This is a genomic window from Nocardia sp. NPDC005825, assembly GCF_040630175.1.
GTDB lineage: Bacteria > Actinomycetota > Actinomycetes > Mycobacteriales > Mycobacteriaceae > Nocardia.
This window is the reverse complement of sequence record NZ_JBEXXC010000030.1, coordinates 14,257-27,768: the sequence shown is the minus strand read 5'-3', so window position 1 is coordinate 27,768 and position 13,512 is coordinate 14,257. Positions and strand designations below refer to the sequence as shown.

General features: G+C 67.2%; 14 protein-coding genes. 4 read left to right on the top strand and 10 right to left on the bottom strand.

Annotated elements, in window-relative coordinates:
- Positions 1 to 137: 137 nt before the first annotated feature.
- The 6 genes from ABZ382_RS36265 to ABZ382_RS36240 all read right to left on the bottom strand — a co-directional run bounded on the left by ABZ382_RS36265 (position 138) and on the right by ABZ382_RS36240 (position 6,249).
- Positions 138 to 335 carry a hypothetical protein gene (locus ABZ382_RS36265; protein ID WP_357098833.1) on the bottom strand — a complete coding sequence of 66 codons (198 nt, stop codon included), beginning with the start codon at positions 333 to 335 and terminating at the stop codon, positions 138 to 140.
- 146 nt (positions 336 to 481) lie between these two features.
- Complete coding sequence (locus ABZ382_RS36260) at positions 482 to 1,228, bottom strand: succinate dehydrogenase/fumarate reductase iron-sulfur subunit (protein WP_357098831.1); 747 nt, start codon at positions 1,226 to 1,228, stop codon at positions 482 to 484.
- 2 nt (positions 1,229 to 1,230) lie between these two features.
- Positions 1,231 to 3,159 carry a fumarate reductase/succinate dehydrogenase flavoprotein subunit gene (locus ABZ382_RS36255; protein ID WP_357098829.1) on the bottom strand — a complete coding sequence of 643 codons (1,929 nt, stop codon included), beginning with the start codon at positions 3,157 to 3,159 and terminating at the stop codon, positions 1,231 to 1,233.
- A 40-nt stretch (positions 3,160 to 3,199) separates the two neighbouring features.
- Positions 3,200 to 4,030: a hypothetical protein gene (locus ABZ382_RS36250; protein WP_357098827.1), complete on the bottom strand. Its 831-nt coding sequence runs from the start codon at positions 4,028 to 4,030 to the stop codon at positions 3,200 to 3,202.
- Between the two features lie 762 nt (positions 4,031 to 4,792).
- Positions 4,793 to 5,080: a hypothetical protein gene (locus tag ABZ382_RS36245; protein WP_357098825.1), complete on the bottom strand. Its 288-nt coding sequence runs from the start codon at positions 5,078 to 5,080 to the stop codon at positions 4,793 to 4,795.
- A gap of 182 nt (positions 5,081 to 5,262) precedes the next feature.
- Positions 5,263 to 6,249 carry an alpha/beta hydrolase gene (locus ABZ382_RS36240; RefSeq protein ID WP_357098823.1) on the bottom strand — a complete coding sequence of 329 codons (987 nt, stop codon included), beginning with the start codon at positions 6,247 to 6,249 and terminating at the stop codon, positions 5,263 to 5,265.
- A 229-nt stretch (positions 6,250 to 6,478) separates the two neighbouring features.
- Here ABZ382_RS36240 and ABZ382_RS36235 point away from each other — a divergent pair, with 229 nt between their 5' ends.
- Complete coding sequence (locus ABZ382_RS36235; RefSeq protein ID WP_357098821.1) at positions 6,479 to 6,907, top strand: hypothetical protein; 429 nt, start codon at positions 6,479 to 6,481, stop codon at positions 6,905 to 6,907.
- Positions 6,908 to 6,968: 61 nt separating this feature from the next.
- On the opposite strand, the gene ABZ382_RS36230 is transcribed toward ABZ382_RS36235, so the two are convergent.
- Together ABZ382_RS36230 and ABZ382_RS36225 are read right to left on the bottom strand one after the other, a co-directional pair.
- Entirely contained in the window at positions 6,969 to 8,924 is a 1,956-nt protein-coding gene (locus ABZ382_RS36230) for an acyl-CoA dehydrogenase family protein (RefSeq protein ID WP_357098818.1), read from the bottom strand.
- 90 nt (positions 8,925 to 9,014) lie between these two features.
- Positions 9,015 to 10,199 (bottom strand): ATP-binding protein, encoded by a 1,185-nt coding sequence (locus ABZ382_RS36225; protein ID WP_357098815.1) that lies wholly within the window; start codon positions 10,197 to 10,199, stop codon positions 9,015 to 9,017.
- Positions 10,200 to 10,355: 156 nt separating this feature from the next.
- Between ABZ382_RS36225 and ABZ382_RS36220 the strand changes: the two genes are divergently transcribed.
- The 3 genes from ABZ382_RS36220 to ABZ382_RS36210 all read left to right on the top strand — a co-directional run bounded on the left by ABZ382_RS36220 (position 10,356) and on the right by ABZ382_RS36210 (position 11,919).
- Positions 10,356 to 10,610 carry a hypothetical protein gene (locus tag ABZ382_RS36220; protein ID WP_357098812.1) on the top strand — a complete coding sequence of 85 codons (255 nt, stop codon included), beginning with the start codon at positions 10,356 to 10,358 and terminating at the stop codon, positions 10,608 to 10,610.
- Positions 10,611 to 10,894: 284 nt separating this feature from the next.
- Positions 10,895 to 11,503, top strand: coding sequence for an NlpC/P60 family protein (locus ABZ382_RS36215; protein ID WP_357098809.1), 609 nt, complete (start codon positions 10,895 to 10,897; stop codon positions 11,501 to 11,503).
- Positions 11,504 to 11,520: 17 nt separating this feature from the next.
- Positions 11,521 to 11,919 carry an RNA-binding S4 domain-containing protein gene (locus ABZ382_RS36210; RefSeq protein ID WP_357098806.1) on the top strand — a complete coding sequence of 133 codons (399 nt, stop codon included), beginning with the start codon at positions 11,521 to 11,523 and terminating at the stop codon, positions 11,917 to 11,919.
- A 6-nt stretch (positions 11,920 to 11,925) separates the two neighbouring features.
- On the opposite strand, the gene ABZ382_RS36205 is transcribed toward ABZ382_RS36210, so the two are convergent.
- Both ABZ382_RS36205 and ABZ382_RS36200 read right to left on the bottom strand, forming a co-directional pair.
- Positions 11,926 to 13,092, bottom strand: a complete 1,167-nt coding sequence (locus tag ABZ382_RS36205; RefSeq protein ID WP_357098803.1) for a cation:proton antiporter — start codon at positions 13,090 to 13,092, stop codon at positions 11,926 to 11,928.
- A 7-nt stretch (positions 13,093 to 13,099) separates the two neighbouring features.
- Entirely contained in the window at positions 13,100 to 13,489 is a 390-nt protein-coding gene (locus ABZ382_RS36200; RefSeq protein WP_357098800.1) for a hypothetical protein, read from the bottom strand.
- Positions 13,490 to 13,512 lie beyond the last annotated feature (23 nt).

The window sequence follows — 13,512 nt, the reverse complement described above, 5'->3', positions numbered from 1 at the left end:
CCCCGCCGCCCCACCCCCGGGCGTGGTCGCCTTGGTCGTCGGGGGGGGCGCTTGTAGCCGGGTGCTTCTCTCGACCTCCGGGGGGGGCCCGCCCCCCCCCCCCCCCCCACCTCGGCATCAGTCGTTCACGATCACACTCAGAGAATCGCGACTACTCCGATCGCGACGGCGGCCACCAGCACACCGATCGCGACCGAAGGCATCAAAGCGCCGGTCAGTACGTATACGCCCATCGCCGATACCGCGAAGAGCATCCCTACGATCAGCCGTTCGACCCAGTCGTCAGGACCCAATTTCCGGTACCGGGGACGTGCATTCTTCAGTCCTCGGTCCACGAATAGTTGGATACCCATGTTTTAACGCGCGTAAACATGGTTTCGTTGCTGAACGGCTGCCGTTTCGTGATCAACTTCCAGCGCTGGGAATCCGGGGCCCCACGCTGGTGCGTGGGGCCCCGGTGGCAGATTTTCTGTGGTACTCGTCAGCGACGGAACAGTTTGTTTCCCAGCCAGACGATCGGATCGTATTTCCGGTCCACCACGCGTTCCTTGAGCGGGATCAGCGCATTGTCGGTGATCTTGATGTGCTCGGGGCACACCTCCGTGCAGCACTTCGTGATATTGCAGTAGCCCAGCCCGGCGTCCTCTTGAGCCAGATCACGGCGATCCGCCACATCGAGAGGATGCATTTCGAGTTCCGCAATTCGCATCAGGTAACGCGGGCCGGAGAATGCGTGCTTGTTGTCCTCGTGATCGCGCACGACGTGACAGGTGTTCTGGCACAGGAAACATTCGATGCACTTGCGGAATTCCTGTGACCGTTCCACATCGGCCTGCTGCATCCGATAATCGCCCGGCTTCAGATCCACCGGCGGCGTGAACGACGGGATCTCGCGCGCCTTCCGGTAGTTGAACGACACATCCGTGACCAGGTCGCGAATGACGGGGAAGGTGCGCATCGGCGTCACCGTCACCACTTCGTCCTCGGTGAACGTCGACATCCGGGTCATGCACAGCAGCCGCGGCCGGCCGTTCACCTCGGCCGAGCACGAACCGCACTTGCCCGCCTTGCAGTTCCAGCGCACCGCCAGATCCGGGGCCTGGGTGGCCTGCAGGCGGTGGATGATGTCGAGCACCACCTCGCCCTCGTTCACCTCCACGGTGAAGTCGTGCAGGCCGCCGCCCTCGGTATCGCCGCGCCACACCTTGAACTTCGCCTGATAACCCATGGCTATTCCGCCTTTCCGGCGTCGTCCCGCAGCTCGGCGAGATCGGCGGGGGTGTAATACTTTTCGAGTTCGGCCAGGTCGAACAGCCGCAGCAGCTCGGCGCGCATCGGGATCTGGGCCTCGGAGGTGACGGTGACCGCGGGCACCGAGAAGCCGACCTCGTCGTCGCCGATCGTGCAGACCAGCAACTGATTCCGCCACACCGGATCCATGCCCGGGTGGTCGTCGCGGGTGTGGCCGCCGCGGCTCTCGGTGCGCAACAGCGCCGCCTGCGCGACGCATTCGCTGATCAGCAGCATATTGCGCAGGTCGATGGCCAGGTGCCAGCCCGGGTTGAACTGCCGGTGCCCCTCCACGGTGACGTGGTCGTAGCGGTCGCGCAGTTCGGACAGCTTCTCCACGGCCTGCTTCAGCTCGTGTTCCTTGCGGATGATGCCGACCAGGTCGTTCATGGTCTGCTGCAGGTCCATGTGCAGGGTGTAGGGGTTCTCCCCCCGGCCCTCGTCCGGCGGATCGAACGGCGTCACCGCCGCTTTCGCGGCCGCGGCGATATCGGTGTCGGAGATCTTGGGCCGCGCGGCCAGTTGCTCCACATAGGTGGCCGCGCCCAGCCCGGCGCGACGGCCGAACACCAGCAGGTCCGACAGCGAGTTGCCGCCGAGCCGGTTGGATCCGTGCAGGCCGCCCGCGCACTCACCGGCCGCGAACAGGCCCGGCACCTTCGCGGCCTGGGTGTCCGGGTCGACCTCGATGCCGCCCATGACGTAGTGGCAGGTCGGCCCGACCTCCATCGGCTCCTTCGTGATGTCCACGTCCGCCAGCTCCTTGAACTGGTGGTGCATGGACGGCAGCCGCTTGACGATCTGGTCGGCGGGCAGCCGCGAGGCGATGTCGAGGTACACGCCGCCGTGTTCGGTGCCGCGCCCCGCCTTCACCTCTTCGTTGATGGCGCGCGCCACCTCGTCACGGGGCAGCAGGTCCGGGGTGCGGCGGGCGGAGTCGTTGTCCTTGAGCCACTGGTCCGCCTCCTCGATGCTCTCGGCGTACTGTCCCTTGAACACCGGCGGGATGTAGTCGAACATGAACCGCTTGCCGTCGGAGTTCTTGAGCACCCCGCCGTCACCGCGCACACCCTCGGTGACCAGGATGCCCTTCACCGAGGGCGGCCAGACCATACCGGTCGGATGGAACTGCAGGAACTCCATATTGATCAGCGAGGCCCCGGCGCGCAGGGCGAGCGCGTGGCCGTCGCCGGTGTACTCCCAGGAGTTGGAGGTCACCTTGTAGGACTTGCCGACACCGCCGGTGGCGATGACCACCGCGGGCGTCTCGAACAGGATGAAGCGGCCCGATTCCCGCCAGTAGCCGAAGGCCCCGGAGATCTTGTCGCCGTCCTTGAGCAGTTCGGTGATGGTGCACTCGGCGAAGATCTTGATCCGCGCCTCGTAGTCGCCGGTCTGCGCGAAATCCTCCTGCTGCAGCGAGACGATCTTCTGCTGCATGGTGCGGATGATCTCCAGGCCGGTGCGGTCACCGACGTGCGCCAGCCGCGGATAGGTGTGGCCGCCGAAGTTGCGCTGGCTGATCCGCCCGTCCGGGGTCCGGTCGAACAGCGCCCCATAGGTTTCCAGCTCCCACACCCGGTCGGGGGCCTCCTGGGCATGGAGTTCGGCCATGCGCCAGTTGTTGAGGAACTTCCCACCGCGCATGGTGTCCTTGAAATGGACCTGCCAGTTGTCCTTCTCATTGGCATTGCCCATGGCGGCCGCGCAGCCGCCCTCGGCCATGACGGTGTGCGCCTTGCCGAACAGGGACTTGCAGACCACCGCCACCGACAACCCGTGTTCGCGGGCCTCGATCACCGCACGCAGGCCGGCACCGCCGGCACCGATCACGACGACGTCGTACTTGTGCCGCTCGACTTCAGGCATGGAACCGAATACTCCTGGGAGACTGAGGAATAGAGGACTGTCAGCCGATGAGGCGAGGATCGGAGATGGTTCCGCTCGCGACCAGCATGACGTAGAAATCGGTGAGGACCAGCGTGCCCAGCGTGGTCCAGGCCAACTGCATGTGCCGGGTATTCAGCTTCGACACCACCGTCCAGAAGCGATAACGCACCGGGTGCTGCGAGAAGTGCTTGAGCCGCCCGCCCGCGATGTGCCGGCAGGAGTGGCACGACAGCGTGTACGCCCACAGCAGCAGGGCGTTTCCGGTGATGATCGCCGTGCCCAGGCCGATGCCGAAGCCACCGTCCTTGGCGTGGAAGGAGATCACCGCGTCATAGGTGTTGATCACCGAGATGATCACCGCGATATAGAAGAAGTAGCGGTGCGCGTTCTGGATGATCAGCGGAAGCTTGGTCTCCCCAGAATATTTGGCGTGCGGCTCGGCCACCGCGCAGGCCGGCGGTGACATCCACACCGACCGGTAGTAGGCCTTGCGGTAGTAGTAACAGGTGAGCCGGAACAGCAACAGGAACGGCAGCACCAGGAAGCCCAGCGGAATCCACATCGGCAGCTCGCCGATCGGCGTCCCGAAGTGGCTGGAGCCCTCGACGCACGAAGCGCTCAGACAGGGCGAATAGAACGGTGTCAGATAGTGGAAGTCGTTCACCCAATACGCGGTCCGCACAAAGGATCTGACGGTCGCGTAGACGACGAACGCCCCTAGCCCGAGCACCGTCAATGCCGGCGGCAACCACCACCGGTCGGTGCGCAGCGTGCGTGCCGCGATGGCGGCCCGACCCCTGCCGAAAACCCCGGTACTCGATTCAGAAGCCTTGACTGGTGCGGCGCTCACTGCGGCCTGCCTCGCTGCTCTACCCCGTGGAACGTCATCGTTACCTCCGGCATCGAATGTGATGGTGAGCACCCTACGACAGGAGTGCTATCACTCGAGCTCGCATCAGCTATTTCGTGATCCCGTGATTTACGCCACATTTCCTGCGCGGATGAGTGTTTCGTTCGAGTAGTGAACTAACGGCAATCTCGCGAACTCGGCGGCCTGTCACCGGGATTGGGCGAGTGGGGATTTCGCCGCCCCCGGGCCTCGTTTCCGCTGGTTACATACCGTCACACGGCAGCGGCAACGGTGTGGTGGCCTGTGCCCCTGATGAGGGTTGAAGGGAGCCGCTGATGAGACGAGCCGTCATCGTGATGCCGATGCGCACGCCCGTGGGCCTACCAGGTGGAGTGGTGCGCTCCGGCGCGGCCGACGTCGTGCCCGCGCTGGTGTCCGAATACCACTGCGCCGCAGAGGCATTCGATGCGCAATCGGCCAGCGTGCCGTCCGCCTCGGACTCGCCGTCACCCCGGCGGGCGCCGGGCGCGCTCTGGCCGTGGTCTTCGAATCGCCCGATCTCACGCCGGTTTCCGGGGCTCCGCGTGGTGCTCGCTTTCGCGGTGCGGGCGGCAGGCGCTCGCGGAGGGGCCGGCATCGGCCTCGAGCGGGCCGGAACGAGCGGATCATCCTCGAGGGCGACACCGGCCTCGAGGACGTGGATCTACCCGTGCCGACCCTGTTCCCGGTCGGCACGGCTTGTGGAAAGGGGGAAGCCCGGTGCTACTTGGTGCGGGGACGGGAGTGGAAGCCGAGGCCCTCGTCCTGCGCGCCCATCCAGGCCGCCTCGTCGTGCTTGGCGTCCGGGACGTAGATCGTCTCCTGCTTCGCGGCCGGGGACTCCGGGGGCGGGGTCTGCTCGAACTCGTCGGCATCGATGCTGAGCCGCTCCAGATCGTTCTCCAGCCGGCGGACAGTGCCCGCGTCTCCGTAGTGCGAGCGCAACGCGCCCACGCACTGGCGGAGCTGGCCAACCGCGTAGCGGAGTTCCGCAATCTCGCTGCGTGTCATCGAAAACCTCCTCGACCCGTGTGACAGACCACACATCGTGATCTACAACACAGTACGTGATCATGTGGGATTCGTCTCGTCCGCGATGGATATTCGCTGGTCGAGGGCCTGTCGAGGGGGCTCAAATTGGGGTCTGACACGTTTCAGATCCACGAATCGGGCCGTCGCCGAGTGGCTTCCAGCTACCCCGCGATCGCGTACTCGGGCCCGCCGTCGGGGCCGAAATCCGGGTCCCCGGCGCGCATCGCCGCGGTCGCCCGCGCCACCAGCCCGACCACCGCCGCGGCCACCTCCTCGGCCCGCTCCAGGATCACGCTGTGTCCGGCCCCGTCCAGGCGCACCAGCTCGGCGTCGTCGACCTGGGAGGCCAGCACCACCGAATGCGCGAACGGGATCATGATGTCCGCGGACCCGGCCAGCACCAGCACCGGAATCGTGCCCAGCCGGTGCAGGGTCGCGGACTCGTCGAACTGGATCAGCGACTCCAGGAAGCTGGCCATGGTCAGCAGCGAGGTGTCGTTGAGCATGGCCGTCGCCACCGCCAGCATGCGCGGGTTCACCTTCCGGGTGCCCAGGGTCGCGTCGCGCATGATCGGCTCGAAGATGCGGCGGCTCAGGTGCTTCGAAGCCTGCATGGCGCGCGGCGCACGCTTCACCGCGGCCCGCAGCGAGCTGACGGCGGGCGGGCTCAGCAGCCGCCCCAGCCCCACCCGGGTCACCCCGTTGGCGGCGCTGGAGATCAGGCCGACGCCCACGATGCGGGTGCCGATCGCCTGCGGGTGCAGCCGCGCGTACGCGAGCACCGTCATCGCGCCCATCGAATGCCCCACCAGCACAACGGGTCCGGTCGGCACCACGGTCCGAAGAACCACGTCCAGGTCCTTGGCCAGCTGTTCGATGGTGTAGGTGGAGGGGTCCGCATTGCCCGAATCCCCGTGTCCGCGATGGTCGTAGAACACCATGTGGGTGTCCTCGCCCCAGGTCTCCAGCAGATGCCCGCGCATGAACGCCCACGATTCGGCCCGTAGGCAGTGACCGTGGACGAACACCACGGTGACCGGAGCGTCGGTCGCGCCGAACTCGCGGACCGCGAGCGGCACGCCGTCATCGGCCGTGACGGTGATGTGGCGGCCGTCGAAATCAGCCGCGCGAGGAGTGTGCATGGACATGACGTCCTCCTGAAGAGTGCGCCTTCTTGCCCGGTTGTCGGAATGGATGCCCCCGGCGTTAACCCCCCACACCAGGCGTTATGCACAAGTTGTCCAACTGTCTCCGCTGATCTATACAGCCTGCCGACGGATCCTCCCCGCCCTCGGCAACTTGCATGTCATGAATATCTACGTAGATCTAGCAAAAACAATAGAAACTTGTAGATAAGCCACGACTAAAGTTGACCCGGTGACACGAGACCGCTTGTTTCGGTTCGTCCATGTCACCGGCCATGTGTGCTGGTGGGTCTTCGTCGTCGCGACCCTCTGGCCGGGCAGTACCGATGTCGGCTGGACCAGCTATGGCGACATGCCACGCCGATACGCCGACTACGTCCCGTCCGACGGCTTCTGCACGGCGAGCCCGATCGCGGCCGTAGCCTTCCTCGTCCTGATCATCGCCGCGGCGGTGGAAGCGGCCTCGGTGGGCCGCCTGATCCCGGGCCTGATGACCGTCGGCACCCCGTTCGTCGCGGCCATCGTCATCTGGACCGTGAATCCCAGCACCTGCGGCGGCCACGGCGACTCCGCCGTCTTCCCCGCCCTGCCGATCGTCCTGCTCGCCATAGCGCTCCGCGAGGTCTGGGCCCGAGCCTTCGCACCCCACCCCTCGTCCTGAGAATCTGCCGCTATCTATGCATTTCGCTAGATAGCGGCAGACTTCTATCGCGCGCCTCCGGCTAGGTCACGGCCCCCGTCTTGGTGGACGGCAGGAACGGGCGGATCAGGTTCGGCTCCGTCGACGGGCCGAACTGCCATTCGGCGATCCAGGGGCCGGTGCCTTCGCTCGGGTCGAGCGCGCCGCCTTCGACGAAGCTGTAGCGGCCGTCGAGGATGCCGCGGGTCAGGTCGGCGTCGGCGTCGTCGGTGTTGGACCAGAGGGCGTCGAAGAGGCGCTCGACGCGGAGGCGGGACTGGCGGCAGAAGACTTCGGCCAGTTCCTCGGCGGCTTCGCCGTCGGGGCCGCCCGCGACACGGAGGGACTGGGCGCGGACGCAGGCGGCGGCCATGGCGAACAGTTCGGCCCCGATGTCGACGATGCGGCCGAGGAAGCCCTGCTTGTATTCGAGCTTGGCCTGCCAGCGGGCCATGCCGTACATGAGGGCGCGGGCCTGCTTGCGGGACATGCGTTCGACGTAGCGCATGTGGCGGGCGAGGGGGCCGAATTCGCCGTAGCTCACCGGGGCGGTGCCCGCGCCGACGGCCAGTTGCGGGAACCACTTGGCGTAGAAGCCGCTCGCGCCCACCGCCGCCTTGGCCTTGTCCTTGAGCTCGGCATTGCGGTCGACCAGAGCGCCGGCGGCGGCCATGTGGGCGTCGGCCATCTCACGGGCGATGAGCAGGCGCATGATCTCGCTGGAGCCCTCGAAGATGCGGTTGATCCGGAGATCCCGCACCAATTGCTCGGCGGCGACCGCTCTTTCGCCGCGGGCCCGCAGCGATGCGGCGGTCTCGTAGCCGCGGCCGCCGCGGATCTGCACCAGTTCGTCGGCGATCTGACAGGCCATCTCCGAGGCCCACAGTTTGGCCAGCGCGGCCTCGATGCGGATGTCGTTGCGGTTCTCGTCGCACATCGTGGCGGACAGGTCGAGCACCGATTCCAACGCGAAAGTCGTTGCGGCTATGAAGGACAGCTTGGTGCCGACCGCGCCGTGCTCGCCGACCGGGCGGCCCCACTGCACGCGGGTGGCCGACCATTCCCGCGTGATCTTCAACGACCACTTGGCCGCCGCGGTGCACATGGCCGGAATCGCCAGGCGGCCCGCGTTGAGGGTGGTGAGCGCGATCTTCAGCCCGTCGCCCTCACGCCCCACCAGGTTTCGCTTGGGAACCCGCACATCGTGCATGCGGGTGACGCCGTTCTCGATGCCGCGCAGACCCATGAACCCGTTGCGCCGCTCCACGGTGATACCGGGGCTGTCGGCCTCCACGATGAACGCGGAGATGCCGCCGCGGTGCCCCTCGCTCTTGGGCACCCGCGCCATCACCACCAGCAGTTCGGCGACCACGCCATTGGTGGTCCACAACTTCACGCCGTTGAGTTCGTAGGCCTCGCCGTCGGCGGTCGGGGTGGCGGTCGAGGCCATGCGCGCCGGATCGGAGCCGACATCGGGTTCGGTGAGCAGGAACGCGCTGACCGCGCCCTTGGCGCAGCGCGGCAGGAACTCACGCTTCTGCTCCGGGGTGCCCGCCAGCTTCAGCGGTTCCGGCACGCCGATGGACTGGTGCGCCGAGAGCAGCACGCCGAGGCTGGCGTGCGCGGAACCGACCAGCATGAGCGCGCGGTTGTAGCCGACCTGTGAGAGGCCGACGCCGCCGTACTCCTCGGGAATCTTGAGCCCGAAGCAGCCGAGCTCGGCCAGCCCGCGCACGTACTCGTCGGGGATGCGGCCCTCGGCCTCGATGCGGAGGCCGTCGATGGTCTCGCAGAACGCGCCCAGCCGGGTCAGGTAGGCCTCGATCTTGGCCTCGTCGTCGGCGCTGGGGCGGGGGAAGGGATGGATGAGGTCGAGCCGGAAGCGGCCGAGGAACATCTCCTTGGCGAAGGATGGCTTGGCCCAGGTGGTTTCGCGGGATTCCTCGACGAGTGCCCGGGCCTGTTCTTCGGTGGCGTCAACTTTGGCGACAGTCGCCATGATGTCCTCCTCGACCGTGATGAGAATCACATTCGAGTGTAGGAGCCTTTGTTACTCACCGGTAGGGGTAGATCTGCCGTTCCCGCATTCCTATTGCACGCCACGGAGATAGCGGCCGAAATGCGGAACCGTGAATCCGATGGTGCCGCGCTCGGCCGAATAGATGAGTCCCTTCTTGATCAGCCCGTCCCGGGCCGGGGACAGTGATGCGGGTTTTCGTCCCAATTCGTTGGCGACCGCCGAGGTCGCGACCGGTCCGTCGTCCCCGGACAGATCCGCCATCGCACGCATGTACTCACGCTCGGCGGGGGTTGCGCGTTCGTAGCGGGAACCGAAGAAACCGACCGCCAATTCTTCTTCGGCGGCGGGTGACGCCACCGCCACGTCCTCGGCCGAGATCGGACTGCGCGCCGCCGCGTCCCACGCCGCCTTGCCGTACGCCTGGACGAAGTACGGGTAGCCGTCGGCCTTCTTGTAGAGCGCGTCCAGCGCCTCCGCCGAGTACTCCACGCTCTCCCGCTCGGCGGGCGCGATCAACGCCTGATCCGCCGACTCCCGATCCAGCCGATCGATCCGGTGATAGGAGAACAACCGCTCGGAGTAGCTCTTGGACGCGGTCAGCACCGCGGGCAGATGCGGCAGCCCCGCCCCGACCACGATCAAAGGCGCGGCATCCTGGCTCAATTCGTGGCAGGCCCCGCAGATGGCGGAGATGTCGGCGGCCCCGAGATCCTGCATCTCGTCGATGAACACCGCGATGCCGACGCCGTGATCGCGCACCAGCGCCGCCGCCTCCCCGAGCAGCTCGACGAGGTCGATCTCGATGTCGCCGGAGTCGGCGCGCCCGGTCACCGCGGGCACGTCGATGCCCGGGTTCCAGCGGTCCCGCATGCCCTTGTCGGCGGTGGAGCGCAGCGCGAAAGCCTTGAGAATCCCCAGGAAATCGTCCACCTGCTCCGGATTACGGTGTCCCACAGCCAGGGAACGCACCGCCATGTGCAGCGCCGAGGCCAGCGGCCGCCGCAGTTCCTGATCCGGTCGCGCCTCCAGCTTGCCGGTGCCCCAGCCGCGGGTGCGGGCCGCGGAGCGAAGCTGGTTGAGCAGCACCGTCTTTCCGACCCCGCGCAGTCCGGTGAGCATGACGCTGCGCTCCGGCCGGCCCTTCGCCACCCGTTCCAGCACGATGTCGAAGGCCGCGAGCTGCCGGTCCCGGCCCGCGAGTTCCGGTGGCCGCTGCCCCGCGCCGGGTGCGTACGGATTCTTGACGGGGTCCATGCGGCCCAACCGTAGCGCGGGAATCACGGAATATCCGGGTATCTATGGCGGGCCCTAGACGCAGCTATCGACCGGCATGCGGCACATGTGCCCGCGGTGTCGCCGGGGGTCTCTACCCTTATGCCTGATTCGTTGGGATCCAGGGCAGGAGGGTTCATGTCGGAAGAAGTCGTACCCCCCACCGTCGCGGAGGTGGTCGAGTCCTGGAACGTCCCCGCCGAGGCGGTGGTCGCCGCGCGCATCCGCAACAACATCCTGGTCGCCATCGAGCGCGGGTACGACGATCCGCAGCTGGTGGCCGACCTCGCGGTGGGACCGCTGGTGATGGCCCTGGGCCAGTTGGAAGTGGACCTCGCCGACGCGCGTCGGCGGATTGCCGAACTGGAGCGGGGCGCTCAGGCGAAGGGTTGATAACGGCCGGAACGATCACCTATATCGTCTCGTGATCCACGGCTCTTTACACCGAAATGACCGCTTAGCGGGACGTTTTCGGAAACATCGGACACGCCGCCCGTGTCGGGTGGACAACGGGGCGACCGAGTCGTAATCTTCTCGTGACTTAGCGGAGTCTGTTGCTTCATCGGAGAGGCAGCCCGCGAAGTTACAAGCAGCACGATCGGAGATGCGTCTCAGTGGGTAAGCACAGCTTGCAGCAGGAATCGAAGCTTCCGGCTTCCGTGAAGGGTGCCATCGTCATGGGTGCGATGGCGGCGACGACTACTGGTGTCTTCCCGGCGATCACCGCCACGGCCGCCACCGTCGAGATCCCCGGCATCGGAAACTTCGATGTGCCGGACGAATTCACGCCTCAGGTGCAGCAGTTCAACCAGACGGTCAAGGACGCCGCGACGGCGCTGCAGACCCCCGGCGCTCTGGGCGGCGGCGCCCAGGTCGGCGCCCCGGCGGTCGCGCCCGCTCCGCAGTTCCAGCTGCCGACCATCTTCAACAAGCCGAGCTCCGTGGGTGACATCGCCCTGCACGCGGCCGAGACCAAGGTCGGCGCCCAGTACTCCTGGGGCGCCACCGGTCCCTACAGCTTCGACTGCTCCGGCCTGGTCCAGTGGGCCTACAAGCAGGCCGGAATCGAGCTGCCCCGCACCAGCTTCGAGCAGTCCAATGTCGGCGCCCCGGTCGCCTTCGAGGACCTGCAGCCCGGCGACATCGTCATCACCAATGGCGGCGGCCACGTCGGCATCTACGCCGGCGACGGCAAGCTGCTGAACGCGGTCCAGTCCGGCACCCCGGTCTCCTACACCCCGCTGCACTCCGGCCAGGTGGTCACCGCGCGTCGCGTCGTCGCGTGACCCGTATCGTCTAGAGCGTGACCCCTGCTCCACTGAGCACTACGGCCCAGGCCCGAGTTGATTCTTGGACCTGGGCCGTCCGCATTTTCAAAACCCGCTCGGCGGCCGCCGCGGCCTGCCGCTCCGGGCATGTCCGGGTGAACGGCGTGCCGGTGAAACCCGCGCACTCGCTGAAACCCGGTGACGAGATCCGGGTGCGCGTCAACGGGATCGAACGCATCGTCATCGTCGAGCAGCTCATCACCAAACGGGTGGGCGCGGCCGTGGCCGTGCAGTGCATGATCGACAAGAGCCCGCCCCCGCCCGATCCGCAACTGACCGCGCTGATCCCGCGCCGCGATCGCGGCGCGGGACGGCCCACCAAGCGTGAGCGTCGCGAGACCGACAAACTGCTGGGCCGCGGCGACTCCGACTGACCAGGACTATCCGGGCTGCTTATCGCCCTGCGCCGGAGCCGAACTCCCTGATTGCGTGGTCGCGGCCCGCCGGGCTCCCCACGCGGCCGCGGCAATGGTCACCAGTGCGCCCAGCATGAGAGCGGCCGGTTCGCCCGGCTTCAGCACATGCAGCTGGGTGCCCACCGTGACCGCCGCGACCGGGACCCCGATCTGCGCCGAGGCGATGGCGCCCAGCGGAACCGGTTGACCCAGTACCCGCATGAGCGCGTGGGCGAGTACCGCGCCCGCCCCGAGGGCCAGGCCGAGCAGGATCAGGTACGGGTGGTCGCCGAACTCGCGCAGGTTCAGTCGCGCGCCCAGCCAGACGAAGAACAAGGGCGCGAGGAAGCCGTCGCTCAGGGCGAACAGCTGCCGGGCCACCCGGCGCGGTTCGCCGACCGCCGCCACCGCCAGGCCGAGGGCGAAGCCCGCCAACATGATCGACACGTGGCTGCGGGTGGCCAGCGCGCCGAGGGCGAACAGCAGAGCCAGGCTGACCCGTAATTCGAGAGCGAACTTCCGGTCCTCGGACACCTTGTGCAGCCGGTGCCGGATACCGGATTCCTCGAGCCAGCGCAGGAAGAAATAGACGACCACGGCGGCCGCGGCGACCAGCAGCGCGCCGACCGCGGCCCGGCCCGCATTGCCCGGATCGATCACCAGCGGCAACGCGACCACCGCGGCCGCGTCGGCGAGGGCGACCTGAGCGGTCAACTCCAGGACCGGCTTTCCGCCCAGGCCCTGGGAATCGATGATCGGCAGCACGATGGCCGCCGACGACGAGGCGATCAGCACCGCGTAGAGCAGCCCGTGCCCGGTGTTGAACCCGGCCGCGATGCCCTGTCCCGCGATCATGGCCAGCACGCCCACCGCCACCGCGCGCACCGCGCCGCGCCCCAGCGCCGAGCGGATCGCCGCGTCGCGCACCGGCACGTGGGTGCCCGCCACGAACATGACTACCGCGAAGCCGACGTCGGCCAGGAAGGTGAAGGTCGGATCGGACGGGTGCAGCAGGCCGAAGCCGGTGGTGCCGAAGACGATTCCGGCCAGCAGCTCGCCCAGGATCACCGGTAGATGCCAGGACTGCCGCCAGGCCAGCCAGGGTCCGGCCAGTCCGAGCAGGGTGATCAGGGTGAGGGTCTGGAAGTTCACGCCGAGCTCACGGCATCGGGGCGATCTTCACCGGGATCGCGATGTTCTCGTCGGTGTAGTAGATGGCGCACACCCGGTGGTAGCCGTCCACGATCTGCATGGGCACCCCCTTGCGGAAGTCGCCGCGCACCACCAGGATCGGCGACAACGCCTTCCCGGCCATGATCTTGGCCAGGTCACGCCGCACATAGGGGTTGTAGCTCGGCAGGATCTCCAGATGCGACGCCCGCAGCAGGTCCTTGGCCTTCTTGTGGGTCACCGGCGCGTCGCGCAGTGACTGGACGACCCGCTCGATCACGTCCGGCTCCGCCAGCATCTCGAGGTAGTCCGCGGCGGCCGGGTAATCGTGCTCGTCCGGCTCCTTCTTCCACTTGACCGTGATCTCGGGATCCGTCATCCAGTCATCATGCCTCAGGCTGC